The organism is Bacteroidales bacterium (assembly GCA_016707785.1).
GTDB lineage: Bacteria > Bacteroidota > Bacteroidia > Bacteroidales > UBA4417 > UBA4417.
Window position 1 is genome coordinate 17,309 of record JADJGZ010000061.1, and the last position, 23,533, is coordinate 40,841.

The window sequence follows — 23,533 nt, forward strand, 5'->3', positions numbered from 1 at the left end:
CAACGGGACTAGAAACAACTCCAGCTAACCAGGGTAAGGTCAGCATCAACAAAATAGAAATCGATCTGGGCATCATCAAATGTCAGCCTATGTTCACCCCAGGTTTCATCTTCTTCTTCGAATTCCTCAAAGCCTTCAGATTTCATAAGGTTAATAATATCCGACTTATTTAACTTGAAAACCTTTTTACCAAACAACTCTGTTTCGATATTATCGCTCTCAATTGTGCTTAAAACAGGCTCAATGGTAGTGGCATCAAAGAAGAAATTCAATCCGATTTCTTCATAATTCCACACAATGCTTTCGAGTGAACCATCGCATTGATTATCGAGTTCCTCAGTTTCTCCGGGTTCACCAAACATGGCCCTTACAGGTTCAGTGCTGCTTTTGAAGGGTAATCCGGCAATGCCTTCACGCAGCTTAATTTCCAATTTCATTCTTAGATAATGTGTTTAAAAGGTCTGCTGTTATTCGATCAACAGGTAAATATAGGTAATTTGATTTCCAAAAAGCAAGTAAAATTTCATTTAAATGGTGAATTCAATTCCTTCGCCATATGACGATAGGTTTGCCAATCGACCAGGCGGGGAAACCATTGTTTCAGGAAGACAGCTAATTTACCTTCGAAAAAGGTAAGGATTAATTGCCTTCTATGATTTTTTACGGCTTTATAAATTCTTCTTGCCACCCTTTCGGCACTCATCAATGATTTTTCATTCAGGGGTGTTTCTCCTTGTTCCATTCCATTGGCAGTAAGCGCTGTTTTCCTGATATTCGATGCAGTGAAACCAGGTGCTACAACTAAAACCCGCAAACCATTTCTCAGGTTTTCAACCCTCAGTGTATCAAGGAAACCTCTGACAGCAAATTTAGAAGCTGAATATCCTGTCCTACCTGGAAGGCCAATATGTCCGGCTACGGATATCACACCTACAACCGTGCCTTTCGATTTGAGCAGATGGGGTAAAGCATATTTGGTGCAATATACAGTCCCCCAGAAATTTGTATCCATCAACCGACGCATGACACTGAGGTCAAGGTCCCTGAATATGGCCCGCATACTAATCCCGGCATTATTGATCAGTATATCGATTCTCCCAAACTTATGAATGGTTTCATCAATGATTCTTTTGCAATCTGCTTCAATACTAACATCTGCCTGAACAATCAGGACTTCAGATCCATCAGCTTCAATTCCGGCGGCAACTGCTTTTAACTGTTCCAGGTTCCGGGCAGCCAATACCACTTTTGAACCCCTTGATCCATAGACCTGGGCAAGCGATTTCCCGATTCCGGAAGAGGCACCTGTAATGATCACTACTTTATCCTTCATAAACCCTGACAAGATATGATATCCGATAATGTATATGTTACGCAATAATAAGGATTATCCCTTCTGAAGGCAAGAAATTAAGAATTTTTAGCTTAAAGCCTTACCTTTGACCGTCAAATCTAAGCTTTCAATGTTAACTAACCGGCAACTCTTTCTTCAAAACCTTGCCCAGACCAGTGACTCACCAATTGGTCTTGAGATTGAACGTGCAGAAGGAATCTATCTTTATTCAACCACTGGAAAGCGATATGCGGACCTGATATCCGGGATTTCCGTCAGCAATACAGGACACAGGCATCCTAAGGTGATCGCTGCAATCAAAGAGCAACTCGACCATTATCTGCACCTGATGGTATATGGAGAGTATATTCAAGCCCCCCAGGTAAAATTAGCTTCCCGACTAGCAGGGTTATTACCCGCTTCACTCTCCTCTACTTACCTGGTGAACAGTGGAAGTGAGGCTGTAGAAGGGGCTTTGAAACTTGCAAAGCGATTTACAGGAAGAAGAGAAATCATTTCCTTTTATGGTGCGTATCATGGTGGAACTCACGGAAGCCTAAGTATCATGGGTGATGAAAGATTAAAAAAGCCATTTTACCCCTTACTTCCTGAAGTCCGGCACCTGACGATCAACTCTCCTGAAGACCTTAACCTGATCACCGAACATACAGCCTGTGTCATCATTGAACCTGTTCAAGGTGAAGCAGGCGTAATCAAAGCCAATCAAGAATTTCTGAAAGCTCTAAAAGACAGGTGTGTAAAGTGTGGGGCATTACTCATTTTCGATGAAATTCAGACAGGATTCGGACGGACCGGATCACTTTTTGCCTTTGAACAATTGGGGGTTATTCCGGATATCCTGCTGCTTGCTAAAGGTATGGGAGGTGGGCTGCCCATCGGAGCATTCATATCATCTGAAAAAATCATGGCTTCCTTAAGTCATGACCCTGCCCTGGGACATATAACTACTTTCGGTGGAAACCCGGTTTGTTGTGCTGCTGCATTGGCTAACCTTGAGGTAATCCTGGAAGAAGATCTTTTATCATTTGTCAGCAGCAAAGAATCCTTGTTCAGGGAATCACTTGAAGGATTGAAAGGTGTCATGGAGTATCGGTCAGCCGGGTTATTGATAGCTGTTGAAATGGAAAATTTTCAAAAAGTAAAGGGTGTGATAGATTACTGCCTGGAGCAAGGGGTCATCGTCGACTGGTTTTTATTTAATGACAGATCTATCCGCATTGCACCTCCACTGACTATTACCCTGGAGGAAATCAGGGAATCATGCATCATCCTGAAAGACGCTTTTAACAGAGCTGAATAAAAATCCCAGTTTTTCCCGATTAATCACAACTAAAGAATTATTCAATGCATCTCAGGAAATGGAAAATTGCTTTTTCCCTCCTATTTCTTCCTGTTTTATTGTTGCAGGGTCAGGAGGAATATACAGGTAACCCGGCTGTTACAGTCCCGGAAAACTGCAGCCCGGAGAGAGTTGCAGAAATTGCAGCCACTGTTACTCCTGCTTTGAGACAATTGAAATGGCAACAGATGGAATTGACTACATTCCTGCATTTTTCCCCCAATACCTATTATGATCAGGAATGGGGGAAAGGGAATGAAGATGCGGCCAGATTTAACCCCGCGCAATTTGATGCCAATCAATGGGTTAAGGTGTGCAAGGAAGCAGGATCAAAATGCATTATTATTACTGCAAAGCATCATGATGGATTTTGCTTATGGCCTTCAAAATATACCAGTCACAGTGTTGCTGCAAGTCCGTGGAAATCCGGAAAAGGTGATATCCTCAGGGAATTGTCGGATGCATGTCATAAAGCCGGGGTTGGATTTGGTGTTTATCTCTCACCCTGGGACCGTCATGAGCCAAGCTATGGAAGTGAAGCTTATAATACCTTTTTTCTGAACCAGTTAACAGAACTTCTTACTCAATATGGCAAGGTCACTGAGGTGTGGTTTGATGGTGCCTGTGGTGAAGGTCCCAATGGAAAGAAACAGGTTTATGACTGGGCAGCATATTATAGCCTGATCAGGAAATTACAACCTGAAGCAGTAATTGCGGTGATGGGTCCTGATGTGAGATGGGTTGGAACGGAGAGCGGGTATGGCAGAGAGACAGAATGGTCAGTAGTTCCCATGGACCTTTCCAACCAGGAAGACATTGCCGGTAACTCTCAACAATCAGCCAGCAGTGAAGGTTTTATCCCAAGCGGCGATATGACGAACCAGGATTTGGGAAGCCGGGAGATCATTGCTAAATCAAGAAACCTTATCTGGTATCCTTCAGAGGTGGATGTCTCAATTCGTCCAGGTTGGTTTTGGCATGAATCGGAAAATGAAAGAGTAAAAACAGCTGAGAAACTCCTGGATATCTATTTCAATTCTGTTGGAAAGAATTCTGTGTTGTTACTGAATATCCCCCCGGATCAAAGAGGACTTATCCATGAAAATGATATTGCCTCTTTGAATGGATGGAGGTATGCTATTGACAATACTTTTAAGATAAACCGGGCAGAGAAATCGCAGATTCATATCAGCGGTTCACCGGGAAATATCAACGGGAGTTATTTGTTTGACAGAAACGATGCGTCTGACATTTTACTTCCAACTGAAAAAGAATGTACCATCGATTTTGACCTTGGCGAAAGCCAAACCTTTGATGTGCTAATGCTACAGGAGAATATCCGTATTGGTCAAAGAATCGAAAAATTCAGATTTGACGCAAAGGTTGAAGGCAAATGGAAGAACCTATGCAGAGGAACAACTGTTGGTTACAAAAGATTGTTGCGATTTGAAGCTGTTACAGCACAAGAAGTAAGATTAATCATTGAGCAAAGCAGGTTAGCCCCGGCCTTATCAGAATTTGGATTGTTTATTCAGCCACCCTCTGTCCAGGCTCAACCAGCCACAGCCACCTTCAAGGATTCAGTGAGAGTTACTCTTTCTTCCCCCTTAAAAGGAGTAAACATCTATTATACAATTGATGGCTCTAACCCTGATATAAACGACATCCCTTATGAACAACCTATACTTCTTCAGAAAACCACTAAGCTTAAATTTGTAGCCATATCCAGTGAAGGCATCCAGGGTTTTTGCACTAGTGCTGATTATGGAAAATCCAGTTATAACATCAGGCTCGAGAATGCCGCAGATCCGAGATATGATGGAGGTGGCCCAATGGGATTGACAGACGGGATAAGAGGATCGATGGATCATGCAGATGGAAGATGGACTGGATTTCCCGGGAAAAATCTTGAAGCAACCATTGATCTTGGAATCAATAAACCAATAGAAAAAATTGGGATTTCCTTCCTGGAAGAAACTGCTTCATGGATTTTCAAACCGCAACAAGTTGCAATTCTTGTATCGGATGATGGTGTAGCATTCAAAGAAATTTATTCTATTTCCAATGACCCACCAACAAAAGACCAATCCACTCGTTTTAGTGTATCAACAAGTTATCATGGAGAAGCCCGTTATATTAAGATTATCGCAACTCCGCAAAACCCTGTTCCAAACTGGCATCCGGGAGCCGGAACCAGTGCCTGGATATTCGCTGATGAGATTTCAATTGAATAGAACGTATCTTACATATATTTTGATCATCATTTGTCTGAACACATTATTCGTTCAGAACCTGCAATCACAGCAACTGATAATGCCTGCTGAGTTTGAGAAGAATGAAGGCATCCTGGTCCGCTGGCCTTACCAGGCAGATATGGATTCTACTATCGCGGAATTGGTGAAACATATTTCATCGGAAGGAAAAACCTGGATATTATTCGATGCATCGAATGTGAGTTGTGATACCGTGTGCATTAAAAATTTTCTCGAAAACCAGGGTGCTTTATACGATAGCCTGTTTTTCCTGCAAATACCCTCTGAAACCGGGAGAATAAGGGATTATGGTCCTATCACAGGATATATGTATAATTCATCTGTGTATGAACGTTTCTTTTATGATCCCGGATATTCCCTATACTCTCAACCCTTAAATGATAGTGTACCCCAGTTATTATCAGATTTAACGGGTATTCCGGTTAATGATCTTTTCATGAATCTGGAAGGAGGAAATATTCAATTTGATGGCTTGAAAACAGGATTTGGATCCCTGCGACTTCTTGGACAGAATCCAACTTTCAATGAAACAACCTTGTGTAATCAATTAAAGAGTTATTTCCGGCTTAATGAGTTTATTTTGCTTCCAATCCCGGAAAATATTGGGGGAGCAGACTGGCATCGGACGGATATGTTTATGAAAGTGCTTGATACCGAAACCATACTTATCAGTGAATACCCGGATTGGGTTCCTGACTATGAGATCATTGAAGGTATCGCTGATAGCCTGGGATTATTAATGAATGGATTTGGAAAGCCTTACAATATCATCAGGATCCCCGCTCCAACTCTTGAAGATGGGACCTATGCCAATGAACCGACCGATGAGGTGAGATCCTATACCAATGCACTTATTATGAATAGGAAAGTCATTGTTCCCTCTTATGGCACTCTTTCTGACAGCATTGCAAAAGCCATTTACCAGGAAGCCATGCCAGGCTATGAAATCGTAATGGTTGATTCCAGGAGTCTTTCCGGGTCATATGGAGCCATTCATACATATACCTGCCAGCTTCCCCAATCGGAACTCCTTCGTTTTCAACACTACAGAATCAATGGAGAGCAGGAGTTTCAACCTGAGATGCCAATTTCATGTTACCCTCAAACCAATTCCATGATTGACAGCTTATTGGTACACTACAGGGTACATCCTTCTCAGGCTTTTTCCACTTCCCGTATGTTTCCTGCCTGCCCTGGATTTATCGGCACAATACCCGACTTATCCCCTGGCGATACCGTTTCCTATTATCTTTCAATGCACACGCCTGGCAATCAGGTTACAGAGCCTCTTCCGGCACCTGATGCAGTCTACACATTCTGGTTTCCGCAAATCCAGACAGAAATTCGCGAGAGTTTTGAAACAAATCAAACGATGAAATTGTATCCTAATCCCAATGATGGAAGTTTTATATGTGAATTGGCGACAAATCCTATCACAGGAAAAACTTTTGAACTCATTGATGTTTATGGAAATAAATGTCTGACAATCAACATTCAGGACAAAAAGACACTTATACAAGTGCCCTCTGAACTAAAAAATGGTGTATATTTAGGCAGGATTCTAACATCTGATGCACCATTAGTGAACAGGATTATCCTGCAACGATAGATTTTCAATGGCTATCCCAATTTCGAAGAAAGAGCTTAATTTCCCTGACCCAGATGAGGCCGATGATTCCGGATTGCTGGCGGTTGGCGGTGATCTGAGTATTGAAAGGCTCAAACTGGCTTATTCAAATGGTATTTTCCCCTGGTATGAAGAAGGGATGCCGATCCTTTGGTGGTCACCAGATCCCAGGATGGTATTGTTTCCAAAGAAGATGATCATATCTCATAGTCTTAAACAAGTTATAAAGAAAAACAGTTTTACCATCACTTTTGATCGGGAATTTGAAAAAGTGATCGATGAATGTTCTGTAACTCCTAGAAAAGAGCAGGAAGGCACCTGGATAACCAGGGAAATGAAATCGGCATATTTAAGACTTCATGAAGCCGGATTTGCCCATTCCGTTGAGGCATGGCTGGATAATAAGTTAGTCGGAGGTTTATATGGGGTATCCCTGGGAAGGGCATTTTTTGGAGAATCAATGTTTCATAAGGAAACGAATGCATCCAAAGTTGCGCTTTTTCACCTGGTTGAGCGACTCATGGAATGGGAATATGAGATCATCGATGCCCAGGTCTATACGAATCATCTTGAAAGCCTGGGAGGAGAATTGATACCCAGGGACCAGTATCTCAGGATGCTTGAAAAAGCTCTTGTAAAGCCTGGTAGAATTGGTCTTTGGGAATTCTGATTCCCAGTTTTTGAATCATATTAAGAAGTCGTTTTTTTTGAAAAATAAGATAAAATCCATCACACATATATTCATGGGAGAAGGTAATCAAAATCACAGGCAATTGGAATTCATGCGGTTAGCCATACAATTGGCCGGGGAAAATGCAGAGAAGGGAAATGGGGGACCATTCGGAGCGGTAGTAGTTAAGAATGGAGAAATTGTTTCTGCCTGTGCCAATCGGGTCACTTCAAGCAATGATCCAACAGCACATGCAGAAGTTGTTGCTATCAGGGAAGCTTGTACTAAACTGAACACATTCGATCTTTCAGAGTGTGAAATATATGCCAGTTGTGAGCCTTGTCCAATGTGTCTTGGAGCTATTATGTGGGCCAGGATTGAAAAGCTTTACTTCGCTGCCAGCAGAGAGGATGCAGCAAAAGCCGGGTTTGATGATGAGTTGTTTTATCGTGAACTCAGTCTTCCTGTAGAAAAGAGAAAGTTGCCGGTTTCGCAACTCATGCAGCAGGAAGCCATCCATGTATTTGACCAATGGAATGAAAATCCTTACAAAATTGAATATTAGGAACTAAGAATCGAATAAGTCAATTATTCAAACGGATGCCTGTTATTAAAATCCGGACGGTAATGTTCATTGCTCTCCAGGTCTTGTATCCATCCTTTATAGAATCCTAAAGATTCCATTTTCTCTATAACAGCCTCATATTCAACGGAAGTGAGTGTCCGGCCCAGGTCAGGCAGACCTTTAACTGAAGGTGTTGGCCAGTACTGTGCCATTAGTGACAGAGGCACCATAAAAGAGATTTCTTCTGCAATGAGCTGGAGAACTTTTTCACTATTCTCAATATGCCCGGGGAGAATAAGGTGGCGGATAATCAATCCATTTTCAGCCTGCCCCGTATCATCAACCCTCAGGGACGAGCCTTTCTGCCGGTACATTTCTTTGATAGCTGCCAACGCAACCTCTTTATAATTCCTGACCCTGGAAAACTTCCATGCTAACTCATTCTCCGCATATTTAAAATCCGGAAGGTATACATCTATATAACCTTCGAGGTCCCGAATTTCCGAAACATGGTCATATCCATTTGTATTATAGATAAATACAGGATTATAACCGGCATTGCGCAAAGCATCAATGATCACTTTCACATGTGGGATATAATGGGATGGCGAAACGAATCCCACTGATTTGCAGCCCTGATCCAGAATAGCAATAATCTTTTCAAGCACTTCACTGAGACTCATTGTCTTCTCTTCAACCTCTCCCCTATGGCAGCTTATCTGCCAGTTCTGACAATATTTACATACCAGATTGCAACGGCTGAAAAAGACATTGCAAATTCCAAGGGTTCCGCTTACAGGAGGTTCTTCTCCTTTATGAATACAAATCGAACTGACATTAAATCCTCCGTCTGCGCCGCAAAAGCCCAGAACCCCACTCAGCCTGTCCACACCACAGTTCCTGGGGCAAATTCTACATTCCCTCAGGGGGGAATTCCAATCAGATGAGATTTCCGGAAGCAATGACATATAAATAACTAATATGCCAAAAGTATTAAAATGCATCCAATAAAAAACCTGGCAGGTCTCCATCACCTGCCAGGCATCTGAATCGCCTGAACCGGAACTCTCCGGCATTTGTCCAAAAACGCTCCTATATGATTTATTCCAGGCTATTATAATATTCCACCATTTTCTTTAAATCATTCGGAGTTTTTACTTTGTTACCTGTTTTCATCATATACTCTTCCAGTTCAGCTTTCTTATCATCCATTGCAACTAAAGCTTGTTTTTTACTGCACATGATTTTACGGGCGGGTTGATTCGCGGACTTAATAAAATAACATTCACCTACCAGGTATTTATCTTCTTTTATCAGGCTATTTTCTCCTTCATCAGGCATTTGATATGTAATTGAACGTTTCAATAATAATTGTTTTCTGCCCGGAACCTCCAGCTCGAAGTAGCCTTTCAACAACATTCCGTTGCATTCATAGGGCTCGTAGACAAATGTCTTCCCGGAAAAAGAGATCGACGACAACTCCGAAGGAGAAGCAAACGCAAGCGTATCCTGGCCAGTAATAAACTGCATCTGATCTGAATAGATGTCATAACGAAACCGATAGTTTTCGATCATTTTCCCGCCTTTCAATACTAATTCACCTTCCGGCCATTCATCACCTATATAGATACTGCCAGCTTTCCCCTCCAAACCTGTGCCAATCATATCTAATCCAGTGCCAGCTGCAACCTCAACATTTGTGGAAGAAAAAGAAGAACCTGAAGTATTACTTTTCCTGTTAGCCTGAGGTTCTTTTTGTTGTGCAAGACTAAAATCAGACATTATAAAAAGAACCAAGAACATGACAATTGCTTTCATGATTCCAAGATTAGTATTGTTCACGTAAATATAATCAATTTTTACATCGAATACAAGTTCATATCTAATTAATATAAATATTATAAACAATCAAATTTGATACTCAAGCCTTACAAAGGTTGATAAAATTCGTTGTACTTTCGGGTAATAATCTTTGATAAATGATCCCTAAATTCCATTTGAAATCGCATTTTGTCCATCCTTTTTACAAAGAAAAACTGGGCATCCTCTTATTCCTGTTTGTCCTGGCTAACCACATGACATCGGCACAGAACAATATCAGTATTGGCTTCCTTGGAATTGAGCCCTTGCAGGAATGCACCGGTGAGCGTTTGGCAGCATTTCAATCCCTCAGGCAAAGTAGAAATTCTGAAGCGAACTATATCCAGATCAAGAATCTGAAGAAACAGATTCAACGTCACGATGTTTTGTGGTATCACCGACCTGATAGTCTGCCTCTTTCAAGCTCTGAAAGAAGTCCAAAATTTCTTGAGCCATTGAAGACATATATCCAGAACGGTGGAACACTGATACTTACCTTAGATGCTTTAAGGCTTCTGCCTTTATTAGGACTGGAAGTTGAGGAACCCGCTACAAAGAAGGTTTCTATCAGGGATGAAGGTTATGGCCGGAAAGCCGGATTGCATGCATACCGGGACCATCCCATATTTGATAGCCTTTTTGGAGGATCCTACATTTTTGCCCCTGATAAGGACATGGATACCCGGCAAATGGGATGGTTTGGGAATAATCTGCCTTCCGGAAAAACAATCGCAGTAGACTGGGCCTACATTAACCTTCGGGAAGATAGTAAACTTCTGGTTGAGTATACTTTAGGAGCTGGGAAAGTACTGGTGATTGGTGCTTATACCTGGTTCAAACAGGAGAATTTGAATCAGCGGCAGCTCAGATTATTTTTCAGGAACTGCATTCATTATCTCGTTGGCCCTTCAAAAAGCCCCGCCAATTTCTGGAATTATGAACCTGCTTCTGTAATCAAATTGCCCGGATTTCAGGACACTGCGCTCATATTCGATGCTGAAAGCTGGAAAGAAAATACCCATCTGATGACACTTCGGCGTAAGTATCCACAAAATCAGCCCTTTGAATTAGCAGGAGAATCTGTTCTGCTAATGGGCAAAGAAAATGGTGGAATCGATGAAATATGGGCACATCCATTTATGGCCCTCAGGGATTATGAAGCAGGAATCATGTTTGAAGGAAATGATAGTATACTATGGCTAAACTCTCAACAACCAGAAATAGAAGTCAGGCCAGAATCATACACCCGCACTTATCGGTTCAGAAGAAGCTATCTGAAAGAAATCATCAGTTGTCACCCTACAGAAGCAACCTCTGTAGTGCATTACGAGTTTCATTCCATTAATGCTGCAAGGATCGTTATTAAGATGAAGACAAATTTGCGATTCATGTGGCCATACTCCGAAAAGGTAAGTGGTTCATTATGTTATCAATGGCATCCTGGTTTAAAGGCTCTGTTAGTGAGAAACCAGAAAGATGAATTCGCCATAACTGTTGGTGCTAATCGCTCACCTATCCAACAATTAGCAGGGAGATTTGACGACTTTAATAAAGTTGTTTATCCTCCTGACCTTGACCGCATGATCAGGGCAGATTCCGTTTTTTTGGGCGTTCCGACAGAAAAGATGCAAGTAGCTTCACTCATGCTTTTCAATCTGCAGCCCAACGATCAGATGGACCTAGTTATCACAGCATCTGCAAAAGGACAAAAAGATGCCATTGACACCTATAGAAGAGCCATACCAAAGCCTCAATGGGTCCAGCTTTCTGCTTTGCGTTATACTTCAGGCCTTTTTGACAAGAAAACGATGTTAACCTCCCCTGATGATACATTCAACGAAGGGTATCGATGGGCAGTAGTCGGAACGGATCGTTTTTTTGTCAATACCCCCGGGATCGGGCGTTCAATGGTAGCAGGTTATTCTACCACTGATTATGGCTGGGATGGTGGACATGCCGTGAATGGCAGACCCGGATATGCATGGTATTTTGGACGGGATGGAGTTTGGAGCAGTTATGCGGCATTAGGTTATGGAGATTTTGAAAAAGTCAAAACAGTCCTGGAACTTTTTTCGAAATACCAGGATATCAGCGGAAAGATTTTTCATGAACTTACAACATCCGGAGTTGCCCATTACGATGCTGCAGATGCAACCCCTCTTTATATTTCACTGGCCGGAAAATACCTCCGCTATTCAGGTGATACTGCATTTATCCGCTCCGAGTGGAATCACATAAAAAAAGCGTTAGAATACTGCTATTCCACTGATACGGATAATGATGGACTTATAGAGAATACCCTGGTAGGACATGGCTGGGAAGAAGGGGGTGCACTATTTGGTTCGCATACAACCTTTTACCTGGCTTCATGCTGGGCGGAAGCACTGCACCAGGCAGCTTATATGGCCAGTATTTTGGGCAATACCAAAGATGCACTTCATTACACCAAAGACGAAGGCAAGGTTCTGCAGATGCTGGATACAGACTTTTGGAACCCGGAGAGGAATTTCTTCTTTCATGGCAAAAACATCGACGGAACCTATCATCCTGAACCAGCTATTATGGCTTGTGTGCCCTTACTTTTCGGACAAATCAGGGACTCTTCACATTTTACGCCGGTGCTGGAGACCATTGCCGGAAATGAGTTCAGCAGCGACTGGGGAACCCGGATTCTCAGTGAGAACAGTGCATATTATAAACCCGGAAGTTATCACCAGGGAAGTGTCTGGCCATTGTTCACCGGATGGGCAGCACTTGCAGAATTCAGGTATGGACGGTTTCAGCAGGGATATTCCCATCTTATGAATAACCTGCTGACTTATAAGTCATGGGCATTGGGGTTTGTACCGGAAGTTCTTCATGGACAGGAATATAAACCTTTTGGAGTATGTCCTCACCAATGCTGGAGTGAAACCATGGTATTGCAACCGGCTTTAGATGGATTGCTAGGTTATCAGCCAGATGCATCAGGAAATCGAATCATGCTTACTCCTCAGTTTCCTGCAGAATGGGATAGCCTAGCAGTGACTAACCTTCGCATGGGGAATGATTATTTCAGTTTCAATTTCCTTGCGTTTCAAGATCATGTGCAATGGAAATTTTTGAAATCAGGAAATAATGCTCTTTCAACCCAGGTTGTGCTCAGTCTGCCCGTTTATGGCGGAATGAAGATCCATCGGGTTCTGGTGGATGGAAAAGAAGTTGAACCTGAGCACTGGAATGGAAGTACCGTCATTAGGTTCCAACTGCAAAATAAAGTTACTATCGAAATATACAGAAAGGCAGCCACAGTAACTATTCCGCAAATTTCAACTCCCACAACAAACACATTTTCAAATGGATACAGATTGATATCCGAGGAGCTGAAGGAACAAAACTTTATAGTGAGATTAAACGGTAAAAGCGGGAATGATGCTATTTTGAAAATCAAATCGCCGGCATTGGAAATCCAACCTCCAATGGGTTGTCAACTGATTTCAGGGATAATGATATCTTCACTTACCGATTTATGTTTCCTGTTGCTGATAGTAAATATGTTACAATTCCATTGGTTTTCAAACTTCAATAGTCAATAATGATGAGTTTCATTCGGACAAAGCATATACTTTTCCTGCTGATAACAATTGCATTCGATTCCTTTGGCCAAAATCCGTTCAAAGGGATGGAATTCACCAACAGGGATGCAATTTTTACAACCTATGCAGCACCTTTAAGCAGGAGCAATTACAAGACTGACCAGGCATATGAACTGATGTGGATGGACCCTTCAAAGCCTTTGGGACTTCAATCAAAAGAAGGTGGTGAATTAGGAGTCATCTTTACAAAAGGGAAGCAAGTGGCTTCAAAACTCGGACAATATGCAAAAGAGCCTGTAATCACTCAATCTTACAACGATATCGTTTGCCTGAAATTTGAGCCCTTTTCAGGCCTGGAGGTTCAGGCCACTTTTTGTGTTTACTCTTCCAACGCAACCATCCTTGAATATATCCTAACGAACACTTCTGGTAAAGCTATATCAATCAATGTGTTACCTTTCTATTTCAGAAGTCAGGGTGTTGATTTTAATGCAAGTAAAGAGAATAAAATCAGTTTCGCTCATAGCATAAAAAGAGATGCATGGATGGTGGAGCATCAGATTCCGCTTGTGGAGAATCTCAGTGATGAACTGATATTCAGTGAAATACCGGAACATATCCTGATTGCTGATAGCTTACCAGGTGATCAGGAACTACTTTCAGGTATTCAAGGAAAATCCGCTACAAACGGAAAAAACCATGTACTCCTTTTTCAAAAACTGCTTGTATTAGAGCCTGGTGAGAAAAAGAAAATCAGCCTTATCCGCAACAGTTTCGAAGCCGGGACAAATAACTTCATTTCTGTACCTTCTAATTATAATGCTGCAAAGATTCTTGCAGAGAATGAAGTTTTATATGCAAAACTTCCTGCAATGAAATCAAGGAATGAGAAGGATGCTGAATACGTAAAGAATATGACAGGTCTTTACTACGGTGCTTTTTCATTGATGAGACAATGCATGATGCCTGCTGAAGGAAAATGTAAAAACAATTATTATGTATTCTCAAGGGAACCCAGGTGGGGATGGGGGTATGGTGGGCAGGTGTTTCATGAAAGCCTGGCGATGCTAGCCTATGTTTATATGGATCCTAAAAGTGCGATGAATTCTCAGCGTGTATTTATGGAAAGGCAGGAATCCGATGGTTACATTAATTACCGGACAGGCCCATACCTCGATGAGAAGATAGAGACCCGGGGCATGAAAACAAGCTCTGCACCTTGGTTTTCATATATAAATTACGAAATCTACAAGGTTACAAAAGATCAGAAATTTCTGCTTGAATCCTATGAGAGTGGCCGGAAACTCTATGACTGGTTCGTCAGAAACCGTGACAAGGATGAGGATGGACTTTATGAATGGGGTGCTGATGCCACCCTGGAATGTGTAAGAGATGGTTTGGTTGCCACCTGGGACAAGGTAAGCAAGCCAGAAAACCTGGAAGGCCCTGACCTGAACAGTATGATGGTGAAGGAGGCTATGTCACTGGCCCATATGGCTAAGGAGTTAAAAATGGATAGCGATTCCCGCCGGTATTTTGAATTAGCAAAGAAAACAGCACGTATGATCAACAAGCAACTCTGGGATCCGGAAACCGCCTTCTACTATAATACCCTTCTTTCTACCAATTCATTTACCTTCCTGGAGCCTGCAGATCTTAAAATAAAAGAAATCATTGGATTTTTACCCTTATGGGCCAATGTATGCAGCAAGGAACAGGCCGATCAGCTTTTGCGATCCTTATACAACCCTGAAGAATTCTGGCGTCCCTATGGTGTACCTACCCTTTCGGCTAAAGATGATTTTTATAACCCGATGGGATATTGGAACGGACCGGTATGGGTGCAATGGCAGTACCTGGTATACAGAGGATTAAAAGATTATGGTTACGAGCGATTAGCGGGTCAACTTGCGGATAAAGTGTTTGACCAGATGATCTGGCATCTGAAGAATGATCATACATTCTGGGAATTCTATTCACCTGATGACAGGCAGGCCGGTTGGAACAAAACTTATATCTGGGCTGGTCTTGTTGCGAGAATGATGATCGAATGAACAGTTTTGAAAATAAAATCAATGACAAACGAGAAAAATTACATTATCAGTACCGTGGGGTTACAATTTGCTTATCAAAAGCAAAAGGTACTAAATGGCATTGATTTGCAAGTGCCCGAAGGCAGCATTTTTGGGTTTTTAGGGCCCAATGGTGCAGGGAAATCCACAACGATTAAAGTCCTCCTGGGATTATTACAAGTGCCGGCAGGTAGTGTGTTTATGTTTAATCATGAACTCAATTCGGGCAAAATAGGAATCCTGCGACAAATTGGAGCAATGGTGGAATCGCCATCTCTGTATGAACACCTGAATGCTTTTAAAAACCTGGAGATTACCCAACGATTACGCCAGCTTCCGGAAAAAAGAATACTTGAAGTCCTGGAGATTGTGGGGCTTACAAAAGAAGCTCATCGTAAGGTACGACAGTATTCAACAGGAATGAAACAAAGACTCAGCCTGGCAATTGCCATGCTTGGAAATCCAAAGCTTCTCATTCTTGATGAACCCATCAACGGCCTCGACCCATCAGGAATAATAGAAATCAGGAACCTGCTGATCCATCTCAATAAGGAGCATGCATGTACTATATTTCTTTCTTCTCATATCCTGGATGAAATCGAGAAAATCTGCTCGGATGTTGCAGTTATCGACAAGGGGAAAGTCCTGTACCAGGGTGAAATGGGAGGATTGCTTCTACGTTATGGCGGACAGGAAAAAGTACTTATTGAATCCGATGATAATGAGGCCATTATTCCATTATTAAAACCTGGTACCTATCAACTGAAAGATTCGTGTATCAGTATTTCGGTGGAATCGAAACAAGAGACCTCTTTAATTGTCAAAAAAATAGTTGAATCAGGTATTGGCGTGTATTCAGTTGAACCGGACCGTTCTGATCTTGAACGTTCATTCCTGGAGATTTTGCGGGAAGGAGGCCAGTCATGAAAAATGCACTTAATGTGATTCTCATTGTTATCAAAACAGAATTGATCAAAGCCAGGAATACTGTGGCATTATGGCTGACTTTTCTATATCCTGCAGGCGCAGTGATGATGGCTTCTTTATTTCTCTTTTCAGGCCGGAACCAGGTAACCCCTGACCTAACGACATTCATCAATAATTTCAATGGATTGAGTGCATTTTTCCTGCCTTTTTATGCAGTACTAATGGTAAGTTTCTTCTGCCAGATGGAACACAGGAATGGAATGCTCAAGCATCTTTTTGCCCTTCCGGTGCCGCGATGGGGTTATTATTACGGTAAATTATTTGCAGCCATCAGCCTTTTGCTTTTCGCATGGCTTCTACTCATTGTTTTTACATACTTTTCACTTTTCATCCTGGGAATTATCTCACCAAAACTGAGGATCACCCATGCTTTTGAGCACGGATACTTATGGATGATTACTTTCAGAAGTTTCCTGTCGGCTTTTGCCATGCTGGTAATTCAATACATCCTGGCTATGAAGCTCAGAAATGTGGTCGCCTCTGTTTCTATTGGAATTTCGTTGATCATTCTCCCTGTTGCCGTTTTATTTGTTTTGGGTATCACAGGACTGATAACGAATCCAAATGTGTTGCGGTGGCTGCCTATTTATGATCCTTATGCTTTTCCGTATGGGTTTGTCTTCAATTTCTCCCAGGGAGGAGCGATCAGGCAGGAGTTCTTTTCAACGAGCCTGCTGGTTTGGATGGTGATTTCTACTGTGATTGCGGCTGTTGGATATTTTGAGCTTCGGAGAAGGGATATTAAGTAGGTTGGATGAATAAAATGAAAACGCAAAATGAAAAATACAAAATGAAAAATGCAAAATTTGCTATAAGGCAAAATGGAACGCGGACTGAAGCGGATTATTAGCCGGGATTAAAGGAATAATTTGAACGAGGGGGACCTAAGCACAAATTTTAATTCGGGCGTATAATTCGAAATTGTAATGGTAACTGAGCAATAAAAAAAATTCATTGAAGATGGTTCTCCATTTTACAACATTTCATAGCTTTACAGGGTAATTCAATATACCCGAATGAAATACCTTTCGCTTAAAGTCTTCCTGACAATTCTTGCATTTTCTTTTATTGCTCAGGCGTTTTCAACCTCTCTGACGGTTTCAGGGAATGTATCTGGGACCTGGTCGGTAGACACAGTGCTGGTTACGGATCATTTGATGATTCCCAATAATGAGACATTGATCATTGCTCCGGGAACCCGGATTGAGTTTCAGTCGTATTTCAGGCTGGAAGTACAGGGCTGTCTTATCGCAGCTGGATTTCAAGGGGATTCAATCCTCTTTACCATACGCGACACCTCCAATTTTTACAGCCAGACTTCAGGAAGAGGAGGTTGGTCAGGGATACGTTTTATTAATACCGCTCCTGAAAATGACTCTTCCTATTTTAGTTATTGCAGGTTTGAATTTGGAAAAGCAGCAGAGGATTCTTCAAATTGCTATGGTGGAGCCATCCAAATGAAAAACTTTGGAAAAGCCAGGATTGAACACTGCTATTTCTACCATAATTACAGCTTCTATTCAGGCGGGGCTGTTTACCTCCGGAATGCAAATGCTATCATACAGTATTGCAGGTTTAATGATAACTATTCAGGGAATACAGGTACTATTTATGGTTATGGCGGAGGGATTTGTGCGATCAATTCATCACCTGTGGTGAACAACAATGATTTCTATTCAAATTCGTCTACTGGTGTTGGAGGGGCAGCTTCTTTCGACAATTCTGATCCCCAGTTTAACCATAACCTGATGATGTATAATTTCAGTGGCCTCGGAGGTGCACTGGGAGTGCTCAGGTCCTCTCCTACGCATACCTTTAGCAACAACCTTGCAGCACAGAACGGTTGTCTCTTTTTCGGCGGGGGAATTTGTTGTATACGTTCTTTCCCTGTGTTTTCGAACCTTACCATTGCTGACAATAGTAGCGCATATGGCGGAGGATTTTATTGCAATGATTCTGCCGCCCCGAAAATGTATAATTCCATCATTTATAATAACCAGGGTTTCGGAAACAGTGTGTATATCTGGGATGTTTATTCTGCCCCTTCCTTTTACTATTGCAATATAGAAGGGGATTCAGCCGGTTTCGAGGGCAGTGGCGGACATGAGGGTTATCATGGCGAATACCTTAATAATCTGAATCTGCCCCCATCATTCTATGGTTCCGGGAATTACCCTTACCAATTAAATGCCAACTCTCCTTGTATCGATTCCGGTACCCCGGATGCTGGATTCCTGAATTTGCCGGAAACCGACCTCGAAGGCGCGGGAAGAATCTGGAATGGCAGGATAGATATGGGAGCCTATGAATTCAATGGAACTACTGATATTAAGCCATTTATTGTCAATGAAAACGGACACCTTGTAATTTATCCCTGTCCGGCAACTGATTATGCGGTCCTTAAACTCCATTCTCCGTTACTATGGCCTTCGCAATTAAAGATTATCTCTTTGAATGGTAATCTGATATGCCAATTCAATGTTGAAGCCGGGGAGTCAGAAATAAGGCTGGATCTTGACAATGCAATTAATTCTGGTATGAAGTCAGGGTTATATTTTGTGATATTCAGTAATGAAACACAGGCGATGACAGGTAAATTACTTATTACAGGAAGATAGATATAAAGGGTATTCTTTTTAACCGCAAGGACGCGAAGGATGCGCAAAGACGCAAAAGAGTTACTACATATGATAACTTTCTATATCCAAAAAATAATGGATAAAAAATGTCGTTAAAAACAGGTATACCGTTGCTGAATCATTTTGCGAAACTTTGACAACTGTGTGCACCGGCATAACTCAATCTGCAAGAATCTTGCTTTGCAAATTCTTTGCGATTGAGTATAAAGAAGAATCATCAGCTAAAATCAACAGTATTACCTTCAAATCATCCGGATTAAGCAATGAAATCGTTCCTTCCACTATTTCTCCTGGTTATTTCAATTCAAAGCTATTCTCAAGATTCCCTTTATTCCGGCAGAACCCGCGACTTTCCGGGCATTTCGGTCAGTTATCATAAAGGGGATGTCCTACAAACGACTGATTTTGTGAAAGGTGATAATCTTTCGCATAGGCCTATCACCCAACATCAATCCATTTCCTTAAAACTACTATGGCAGAATCCGGGTTATACCGAATGGCAAAAAATCTTTAAGGGGCCTTATTATGGTATTGGTTTTTATGCCGGCGACTTCTATAATGCCCGTGAAATCGGTTATCCGCTTTCAGCTTATGGAGTGTTGGGAATACCCATCATTCGGGGCAAAAAGCTGGAACTTTATACTGAATTCCAATACGGTGTTGCCTGGAACTGGGCACATTACGACTCCATTCACAATCCGAAAAACCTTGCGATCGGCGGTGGACTCACAGTACACCTTGACATTGGAGTGAATGCCTGGTATCCTTTGACAAAGTACCTGGATCTCGGTGCGGGTGTCAGTTTCACCCACTTTTCCAACGGAGGCTTTGAACGGCCAAACCGGGGAATGAACCTTTATGCCCCTTTTGCCGAACTTAAATATCATTTCAGGGGAAGGCCTGAAACGCGAACTATTGAGAAAGCTGGCAGGGCTGACCGACACCATGGATTTTATTTTATGATGGGATATGGCGATCATCAGCGCGTTGACTACGAACTCGATTCCAACTATTTTGCAGTGGGAGGCCTAAGTGCATTCTATCTTTATCAGTTCAGCAATGCATTCAGGGCTGGTATTGGTACGGATCTCAACTATTGGTGGGGGCTAAATGCCAATCCCGACGGGACGATTGGTCCTCGCACATTTGAAAATTTCACAGTATGATTCAGTGCACAACCCGAGGTGATCGTAGGAAAATTAACCTTATTAGGCGGTGTTGGCATCTACGCCAGGCATCTGAATTATGGCAATTTCAAGCAAACCTATCAAAGGCTGGGTGCAAGGTTCGAGATTTACAACCAGTGGTCGCTGGGTGTAAATGTCAGGGCCATCAACTTTATGTTGGCTGAATTCCTCGAATTCAACCTGGGATACCGGCTGTAGGTTTGAAGGATAATTCCTTTCTTTGCTGTCCGGTACCTCTGTTGAACTAAAGCACTCTCAAAAAGAAGTCTCATCTGTTCACTAATGTTTTGCTAATGATTGATTCGAATATCTTTAATCCAAAAAGTCCAAAGTTTCATATCAAAAAATACCTCGAAGGGATCAGGAATGAACTGGTTGGCAAATGTGTCATGGATATTCCTGCAGGGAATGGGGTGACCAGCGAACTACTGCTGGAAATGGGAGCGAACGTTGAAGCATTTGACCTATTTCCTGATTATTTCATGCTCAAGGAGGTTAAGTGCAATTTCGCGGATGTGATGCAAAGTATTCCTGTTGCAGATGACCATGCCGATATGATCATCTGCCAGGAAGGAATTGAACACTTCAGTGACCAGCTCAAAGTGTTCAAAGAATTCAACAGGGTTCTGAAAATGAATGGCCAACTACTGATTACCACTCCTTCCTATTCTAACATACGATCCAGGATCTCCTATCTTTTATTTGAAAGTGAGAACTTCCGGAAAATGCCTCCCAATGAAATTGATGATATCTGGATGTCGGATAAAAGCCTGCACCAGGAGATTTACCATGGACATATTTTCCTCATTGGGTTGCAGAAACTCAGAATACTTGCAACACTAGCCGGATTCAGAATCAGTGAGGTCCGTTATACCAGGATCAGCAAAGCTTCTGTTATACTATTCCCTTTTTTTTACCCATTTATTTTCCTTAGCTCAATCCTTCGGTATTATAGGTGCCTCAGGAAACATAAGAATTTAAACCCGGAAACTGTTAAAAGAATTTACAGTGAACAACTAAAGCTGAATATACATCCTGCTAACCTTTTAAATCATCATACCTTCATGATCTTTAAAAAGGAAAATGAATTGAAAGACCTGGATTTCCGGCAGGAGAGCCTGGTTAAGCCTTTCGGTGAGATCATGTAGCACAATTCCTGGCTAAAGTCTTTCTGAAATATTCCCTGCCTTGGCACAAATCCTTTGTGTGATGTGTTCTCTTCTGCAGGACACAAAGGCCTGGCAGCTAAGGCAGAGTTGCAGGAAAACTAATTCAACCACCTTTTGGCAAAAGTTACAATGCAGCTATTTTGCTCTTATTAATTGGCACAAAATAGATTAGTAGTATAGAAAATAGCTGCAATTCGTTAAAAATATTTCTAACAAAATGATAACTAAACCATTCATCTCTTAAACTCGACCAGTTGCTCGGTATAGTTGTTGGCGTCCATGTTAGAAATAAATCGTTTAAAGGTCTGTTGCCTTGAAAAGCAACAAAAGTGTTGCCTAAGAGGAAAAGGATTGCCGCTAAAATAAGAAAGCCTTTTATTTTGCTCTTTTCCATAAAAAAGAGAATGGTAAGTAATCCGTATAACGAAAGCATAATAGTGAACATTATTGGCCCTATACTTCTCATTAATAAATCTATTGGGCGGTGCATTTCAATAAATGTTGTCCCTGAAATCTTGTACCCAATTGGAAAAAAAATTAGATCGAAAACACCAGATGCACCCATTAATGCAGGCAAGGTTATAACAAAAAGCATTGCATTTTTTAACACATTGAAAAATGGGTGTAGAGGTTTTATACTAGTACTCTTTTTTGCAGGTACAAAGTAGGTTATCAGAAAAAACCAAACCTAAAATACCTGATAGACCGTAAAAACCTATATATTTTATCCAATCATCTTTTAAGCTTATCCAATTGGAAGGGATAGTATCGGGCGTCCAATCTACCATTTGGGCAGCAATCGGATAAGCATATTGTATCACAATAAATACCCCAACACAATTTGCCAACAATGAAAGAACCGCAAACAATCCTTTTATTTTCTGTTTGTCTTTAAAAAATAAAACGATTTGAACGATGAGAAAAACGGCTGGAATGAGGTCTAAAATAATAAGTCCTTTTGGGTGCACATAATGTTCTGTAATATTAAACCAATCTAAAAATGATGTAATAGATGTTGATCCTTTAAATATATCTTGGCCATTATATCCATTCGATGCAGATATCCCTACAAGAATAGTAGTAATGAATAGGAAAGTATTTTTGAACATAATATTTAATTTTAAAAATTGATAACTATTTTTGAATTCTTGGCACTAACAATTGTATTGACGAAATATATTGCCAGTTGTCAGTTTGCAGCATAGTCTTGAGTTTCCGTCCTGGACAAAAATCTTCAATCACTACTTTTTCAAAGTCAGGATTGTCTCTGTAAATAAAATCAACACGCTCTCCGTCAACAGTTATTTTGTCTGTCTCCTTGCAACCAACAATTGTTACAATCAATTGTTTGATATTTCGCCCTTCATTTTAAACTTCTTTGTCATACGAGTAATTGCCCACAGTCGGGTCGCGCAGGGGAGTTTCACCCCAGCGTTACCACGGAACCGTATCTCGTAGAAAAAACGGGACAGGTAGTGAAAGTCCCCCTTCCCAGTCAACCTTTACAGGGGCTCTTCCTGTTCAGTCACAATGGGAAAGAACCCATAAGATAAGAAGTAGAATATCTTTCAGAAACCTGGATGACCTATTGCACAACCAGCTTGGCTGATTGCAGCCAGCGTCCTGACTGATCGATCAAACGTATCACATAGACCCCGCCGGATAATCCATCCCTGTCGATCCGGACAATGGATTCCCTGACGTTTTCATAACGTTTGACCTCCCTGCCTGTGAGATCAAAAATTACCAGTGAATTCGATCCAGTGAGTTGATCCATTCTAACCGATACCTGGGTAAAGGAATTCATAGGGTTTGGGGAAAGGCTGATAACCGGGCGCTTACCAGCTTCGGGTATTTCAGGAACTTCCACATAAAAATTAGGTTCACCGGGTGTGCCATGCGGTGTATAGGAAGCTTTCCAGCTGCTGGCCAGCGCATTATCGAGCGTGGGATTAATCAGCTCCAGTGTAGGTCCATTGCCATCAGGCTCTATTGGCCATGGGTCAGTGTCGTTATAATTCACTGTATCGATCATCAGCACATCAGGATTATAAATCCGGATTAATTCCCCGTTTCCGCTTAAACCAAAACCTGTCGGACCTACTCTGTTTTCAACACCGGGAAATAATGCATCAAATGCTGTAACATCGGTACAGAGAACCAGGTATCCAAAAGCTGGCATCACAGTTCCTTGTGGAAGTGCATATGAATGTAAG

The 23,533-nt window shown here is 41.7% G+C and carries 20 protein-coding genes; 13 read left to right on the plus strand and 7 right to left on the minus strand.

Annotated features, from left to right (window positions below; genetic code table 11):
- Positions 1 to 8: 8 nt before the first annotated feature.
- Together IPH84_20590 and IPH84_20595 are read right to left on the minus strand one after the other, a co-directional pair.
- Positions 9 to 437 carry a hypothetical protein gene (locus tag IPH84_20590; GenBank protein MBK7175555.1) on the minus strand — a complete coding sequence of 143 codons (429 nt, stop codon included), beginning with the start codon at positions 435 to 437 and terminating at the stop codon, positions 9 to 11.
- Between the two features lie 86 nt (positions 438 to 523).
- Positions 524 to 1,333: an SDR family oxidoreductase gene (locus IPH84_20595; protein ID MBK7175556.1), complete on the minus strand. Its 810-nt coding sequence runs from the start codon at positions 1,331 to 1,333 to the stop codon at positions 524 to 526.
- A 130-nt stretch (positions 1,334 to 1,463) separates the two neighbouring features.
- Between IPH84_20595 and IPH84_20600 the strand changes: the two genes are divergently transcribed.
- The 5 genes from IPH84_20600 to IPH84_20620 all read left to right on the plus strand — a co-directional run bounded on the left by IPH84_20600 (position 1,464) and on the right by IPH84_20620 (position 7,828).
- The gene (locus tag IPH84_20600; protein ID MBK7175557.1) at positions 1,464 to 2,654 is read left to right on the plus strand and encodes an aspartate aminotransferase family protein; all 1,191 of its coding nucleotides are present in this window, start codon (positions 1,464 to 1,466) and stop codon (positions 2,652 to 2,654) included.
- Positions 2,655 to 2,698: 44 nt separating this feature from the next.
- Positions 2,699 to 4,927: an alpha-L-fucosidase gene (locus IPH84_20605; GenBank protein ID MBK7175558.1), complete on the plus strand. Its 2,229-nt coding sequence runs from the start codon at positions 2,699 to 2,701 to the stop codon at positions 4,925 to 4,927.
- The gene (locus IPH84_20610) at positions 4,908 to 6,575 is read left to right on the plus strand and encodes an agmatine deiminase family protein (GenBank protein MBK7175559.1); all 1,668 of its coding nucleotides are present in this window, start codon (positions 4,908 to 4,910) and stop codon (positions 6,573 to 6,575) included. Before IPH84_20605 ends, IPH84_20610 begins: the two co-directional genes overlap by 20 nt.
- 7 nt (positions 6,576 to 6,582) lie before the next feature.
- Positions 6,583 to 7,263 (plus strand): leucyl/phenylalanyl-tRNA--protein transferase, encoded by a 681-nt coding sequence (locus IPH84_20615; protein MBK7175560.1) that lies wholly within the window; start codon positions 6,583 to 6,585, stop codon positions 7,261 to 7,263.
- A gap of 112 nt (positions 7,264 to 7,375) precedes the next feature.
- A complete protein-coding gene (locus IPH84_20620) occupies positions 7,376 to 7,828 on the plus strand; it encodes a nucleoside deaminase (GenBank protein MBK7175561.1) in 453 nt (150 codons plus the stop codon).
- A 23-nt stretch (positions 7,829 to 7,851) separates the two neighbouring features.
- Here IPH84_20620 and IPH84_20625 read toward each other — a convergent pair whose 3' ends face one another.
- Together IPH84_20625 and IPH84_20630 are read right to left on the minus strand one after the other, a co-directional pair.
- Positions 7,852 to 8,796 carry a radical SAM protein gene (locus tag IPH84_20625; GenBank protein MBK7175562.1) on the minus strand — a complete coding sequence of 315 codons (945 nt, stop codon included), beginning with the start codon at positions 8,794 to 8,796 and terminating at the stop codon, positions 7,852 to 7,854.
- A 133-nt stretch (positions 8,797 to 8,929) separates the two neighbouring features.
- Positions 8,930 to 9,646 carry a hypothetical protein gene (locus IPH84_20630; protein ID MBK7175563.1) on the minus strand — a complete coding sequence of 239 codons (717 nt, stop codon included), beginning with the start codon at positions 9,644 to 9,646 and terminating at the stop codon, positions 8,930 to 8,932.
- Between the two features lie 161 nt (positions 9,647 to 9,807).
- On the opposite strand from IPH84_20630, the gene IPH84_20635 reads away from it, so the two are divergent.
- The 8 genes from IPH84_20635 (at position 9,808) to IPH84_20670 (ending at position 21,296) form a co-directional block, all read left to right on the plus strand.
- Positions 9,808 to 13,263, plus strand: coding sequence for a hypothetical protein (locus IPH84_20635; protein MBK7175564.1), 3,456 nt, complete (start codon positions 9,808 to 9,810; stop codon positions 13,261 to 13,263).
- A 2-nt stretch (positions 13,264 to 13,265) separates the two neighbouring features.
- On the plus strand, positions 13,266 to 15,317 hold the full coding sequence (locus IPH84_20640) for a hypothetical protein (protein ID MBK7175565.1): 2,052 nt from the start codon (positions 13,266 to 13,268) through the stop codon (positions 15,315 to 15,317).
- A 21-nt stretch (positions 15,318 to 15,338) separates the two neighbouring features.
- A complete protein-coding gene (locus IPH84_20645) occupies positions 15,339 to 16,262 on the plus strand; it encodes an ABC transporter ATP-binding protein (protein ID MBK7175566.1) in 924 nt (307 codons plus the stop codon).
- On the plus strand, positions 16,259 to 17,071 hold the full coding sequence (locus IPH84_20650; protein MBK7175567.1) for an ABC transporter permease: 813 nt from the start codon (positions 16,259 to 16,261) through the stop codon (positions 17,069 to 17,071). Before IPH84_20645 ends, IPH84_20650 begins: the two co-directional genes overlap by 4 nt.
- Before the next feature lie 267 nt (positions 17,072 to 17,338).
- Positions 17,339 to 18,940 (plus strand): right-handed parallel beta-helix repeat-containing protein, encoded by a 1,602-nt coding sequence (locus tag IPH84_20655; GenBank protein MBK7175568.1) that lies wholly within the window; start codon positions 17,339 to 17,341, stop codon positions 18,938 to 18,940.
- 284 nt (positions 18,941 to 19,224) lie between these two features.
- Positions 19,225 to 20,127, plus strand: coding sequence for an acyloxyacyl hydrolase (locus IPH84_20660; protein ID MBK7175569.1), 903 nt, complete (start codon positions 19,225 to 19,227; stop codon positions 20,125 to 20,127).
- 18 nt (positions 20,128 to 20,145) lie between these two features.
- Complete coding sequence (locus IPH84_20665) at positions 20,146 to 20,346, plus strand: hypothetical protein (GenBank protein ID MBK7175570.1); 201 nt, start codon at positions 20,146 to 20,148, stop codon at positions 20,344 to 20,346.
- Between the two features lie 95 nt (positions 20,347 to 20,441).
- On the plus strand, positions 20,442 to 21,296 hold the full coding sequence (locus IPH84_20670; GenBank protein ID MBK7175571.1) for a class I SAM-dependent methyltransferase: 855 nt from the start codon (positions 20,442 to 20,444) through the stop codon (positions 21,294 to 21,296).
- 145 nt (positions 21,297 to 21,441) lie between these two features.
- Here the strand turns inward: IPH84_20670 and IPH84_20675 are convergent, their stop codons facing one another.
- The 3 genes from IPH84_20675 to IPH84_20685 form a co-directional block, all read right to left on the minus strand.
- On the minus strand, positions 21,442 to 21,927 hold the full coding sequence (locus tag IPH84_20675; protein ID MBK7175572.1) for a hypothetical protein: 486 nt from the start codon (positions 21,925 to 21,927) through the stop codon (positions 21,442 to 21,444).
- 28 nt (positions 21,928 to 21,955) lie between these two features.
- Entirely contained in the window at positions 21,956 to 22,426 is a 471-nt protein-coding gene (locus tag IPH84_20680; protein MBK7175573.1) for a hypothetical protein, read from the minus strand.
- Between the two features lie 476 nt (positions 22,427 to 22,902).
- Positions 22,903 to 23,499, minus strand: coding sequence for a T9SS type A sorting domain-containing protein (locus IPH84_20685; protein MBK7175574.1), 597 nt, complete (start codon positions 23,497 to 23,499; stop codon positions 22,903 to 22,905).
- Positions 23,500 to 23,533 lie beyond the last annotated feature (34 nt).

Excerpts from the sequence above, each read along its gene's own strand:
- IPH84_20590 (MBK7175555.1), bottom strand. The coding sequence starts at position 437 with ATGAAATTGGAAATTAAGCTGCGTGAAGGCATTGCCGGATTACCCTTC.
- IPH84_20595 (MBK7175556.1), bottom strand. The coding sequence starts at position 1,333 with ATGAAGGATAAAGTAGTGATCATTACAGGTGCCTCTTCCGGAATCGGG.
- IPH84_20600 (MBK7175557.1), top strand. The coding sequence starts at position 1,464 with ATGTTAACTAACCGGCAACTCTTTCTTCAAAACCTTGCCCAGACCAGT.
- IPH84_20605 (MBK7175558.1), top strand. The coding sequence starts at position 2,699 with ATGCATCTCAGGAAATGGAAAATTGCTTTTTCCCTCCTATTTCTTCCT.
- IPH84_20610 (MBK7175559.1), top strand. The coding sequence starts at position 4,908 with ATGAGATTTCAATTGAATAGAACGTATCTTACATATATTTTGATCATC.
- IPH84_20615 (MBK7175560.1), top strand. The coding sequence starts at position 6,583 with ATGGCTATCCCAATTTCGAAGAAAGAGCTTAATTTCCCTGACCCAGAT.
- IPH84_20620 (MBK7175561.1), top strand. The coding sequence starts at position 7,376 with ATGCGGTTAGCCATACAATTGGCCGGGGAAAATGCAGAGAAGGGAAAT.
- IPH84_20625 (MBK7175562.1), bottom strand. The coding sequence starts at position 8,796 with ATGTCATTGCTTCCGGAAATCTCATCTGATTGGAATTCCCCCCTGAGG.
- IPH84_20630 (MBK7175563.1), bottom strand. The coding sequence starts at position 9,646 with ATGAAAGCAATTGTCATGTTCTTGGTTCTTTTTATAATGTCTGATTTT.
- IPH84_20635 (MBK7175564.1), top strand. The coding sequence starts at position 9,808 with ATGATCCCTAAATTCCATTTGAAATCGCATTTTGTCCATCCTTTTTAC.
- IPH84_20640 (MBK7175565.1), top strand. The coding sequence starts at position 13,266 with ATGAGTTTCATTCGGACAAAGCATATACTTTTCCTGCTGATAACAATT.
- IPH84_20645 (MBK7175566.1), top strand. The coding sequence starts at position 15,339 with ATGACAAACGAGAAAAATTACATTATCAGTACCGTGGGGTTACAATTT.
- IPH84_20650 (MBK7175567.1), top strand. The coding sequence starts at position 16,259 with ATGAAAAATGCACTTAATGTGATTCTCATTGTTATCAAAACAGAATTG.
- IPH84_20655 (MBK7175568.1), top strand. The coding sequence starts at position 17,339 with ATGAAATACCTTTCGCTTAAAGTCTTCCTGACAATTCTTGCATTTTCT.
- IPH84_20660 (MBK7175569.1), top strand. The coding sequence starts at position 19,225 with ATGAAATCGTTCCTTCCACTATTTCTCCTGGTTATTTCAATTCAAAGC.
- IPH84_20670 (MBK7175571.1), top strand. The coding sequence starts at position 20,442 with ATGATTGATTCGAATATCTTTAATCCAAAAAGTCCAAAGTTTCATATC.
- IPH84_20680 (MBK7175573.1), bottom strand. The coding sequence starts at position 22,426 with ATGTTCAAAAATACTTTCCTATTCATTACTACTATTCTTGTAGGGATA.
- IPH84_20685 (MBK7175574.1), bottom strand. The coding sequence starts at position 23,499 with ATGCCAGCTTTTGGATACCTGGTTCTCTGTACCGATGTTACAGCATTT.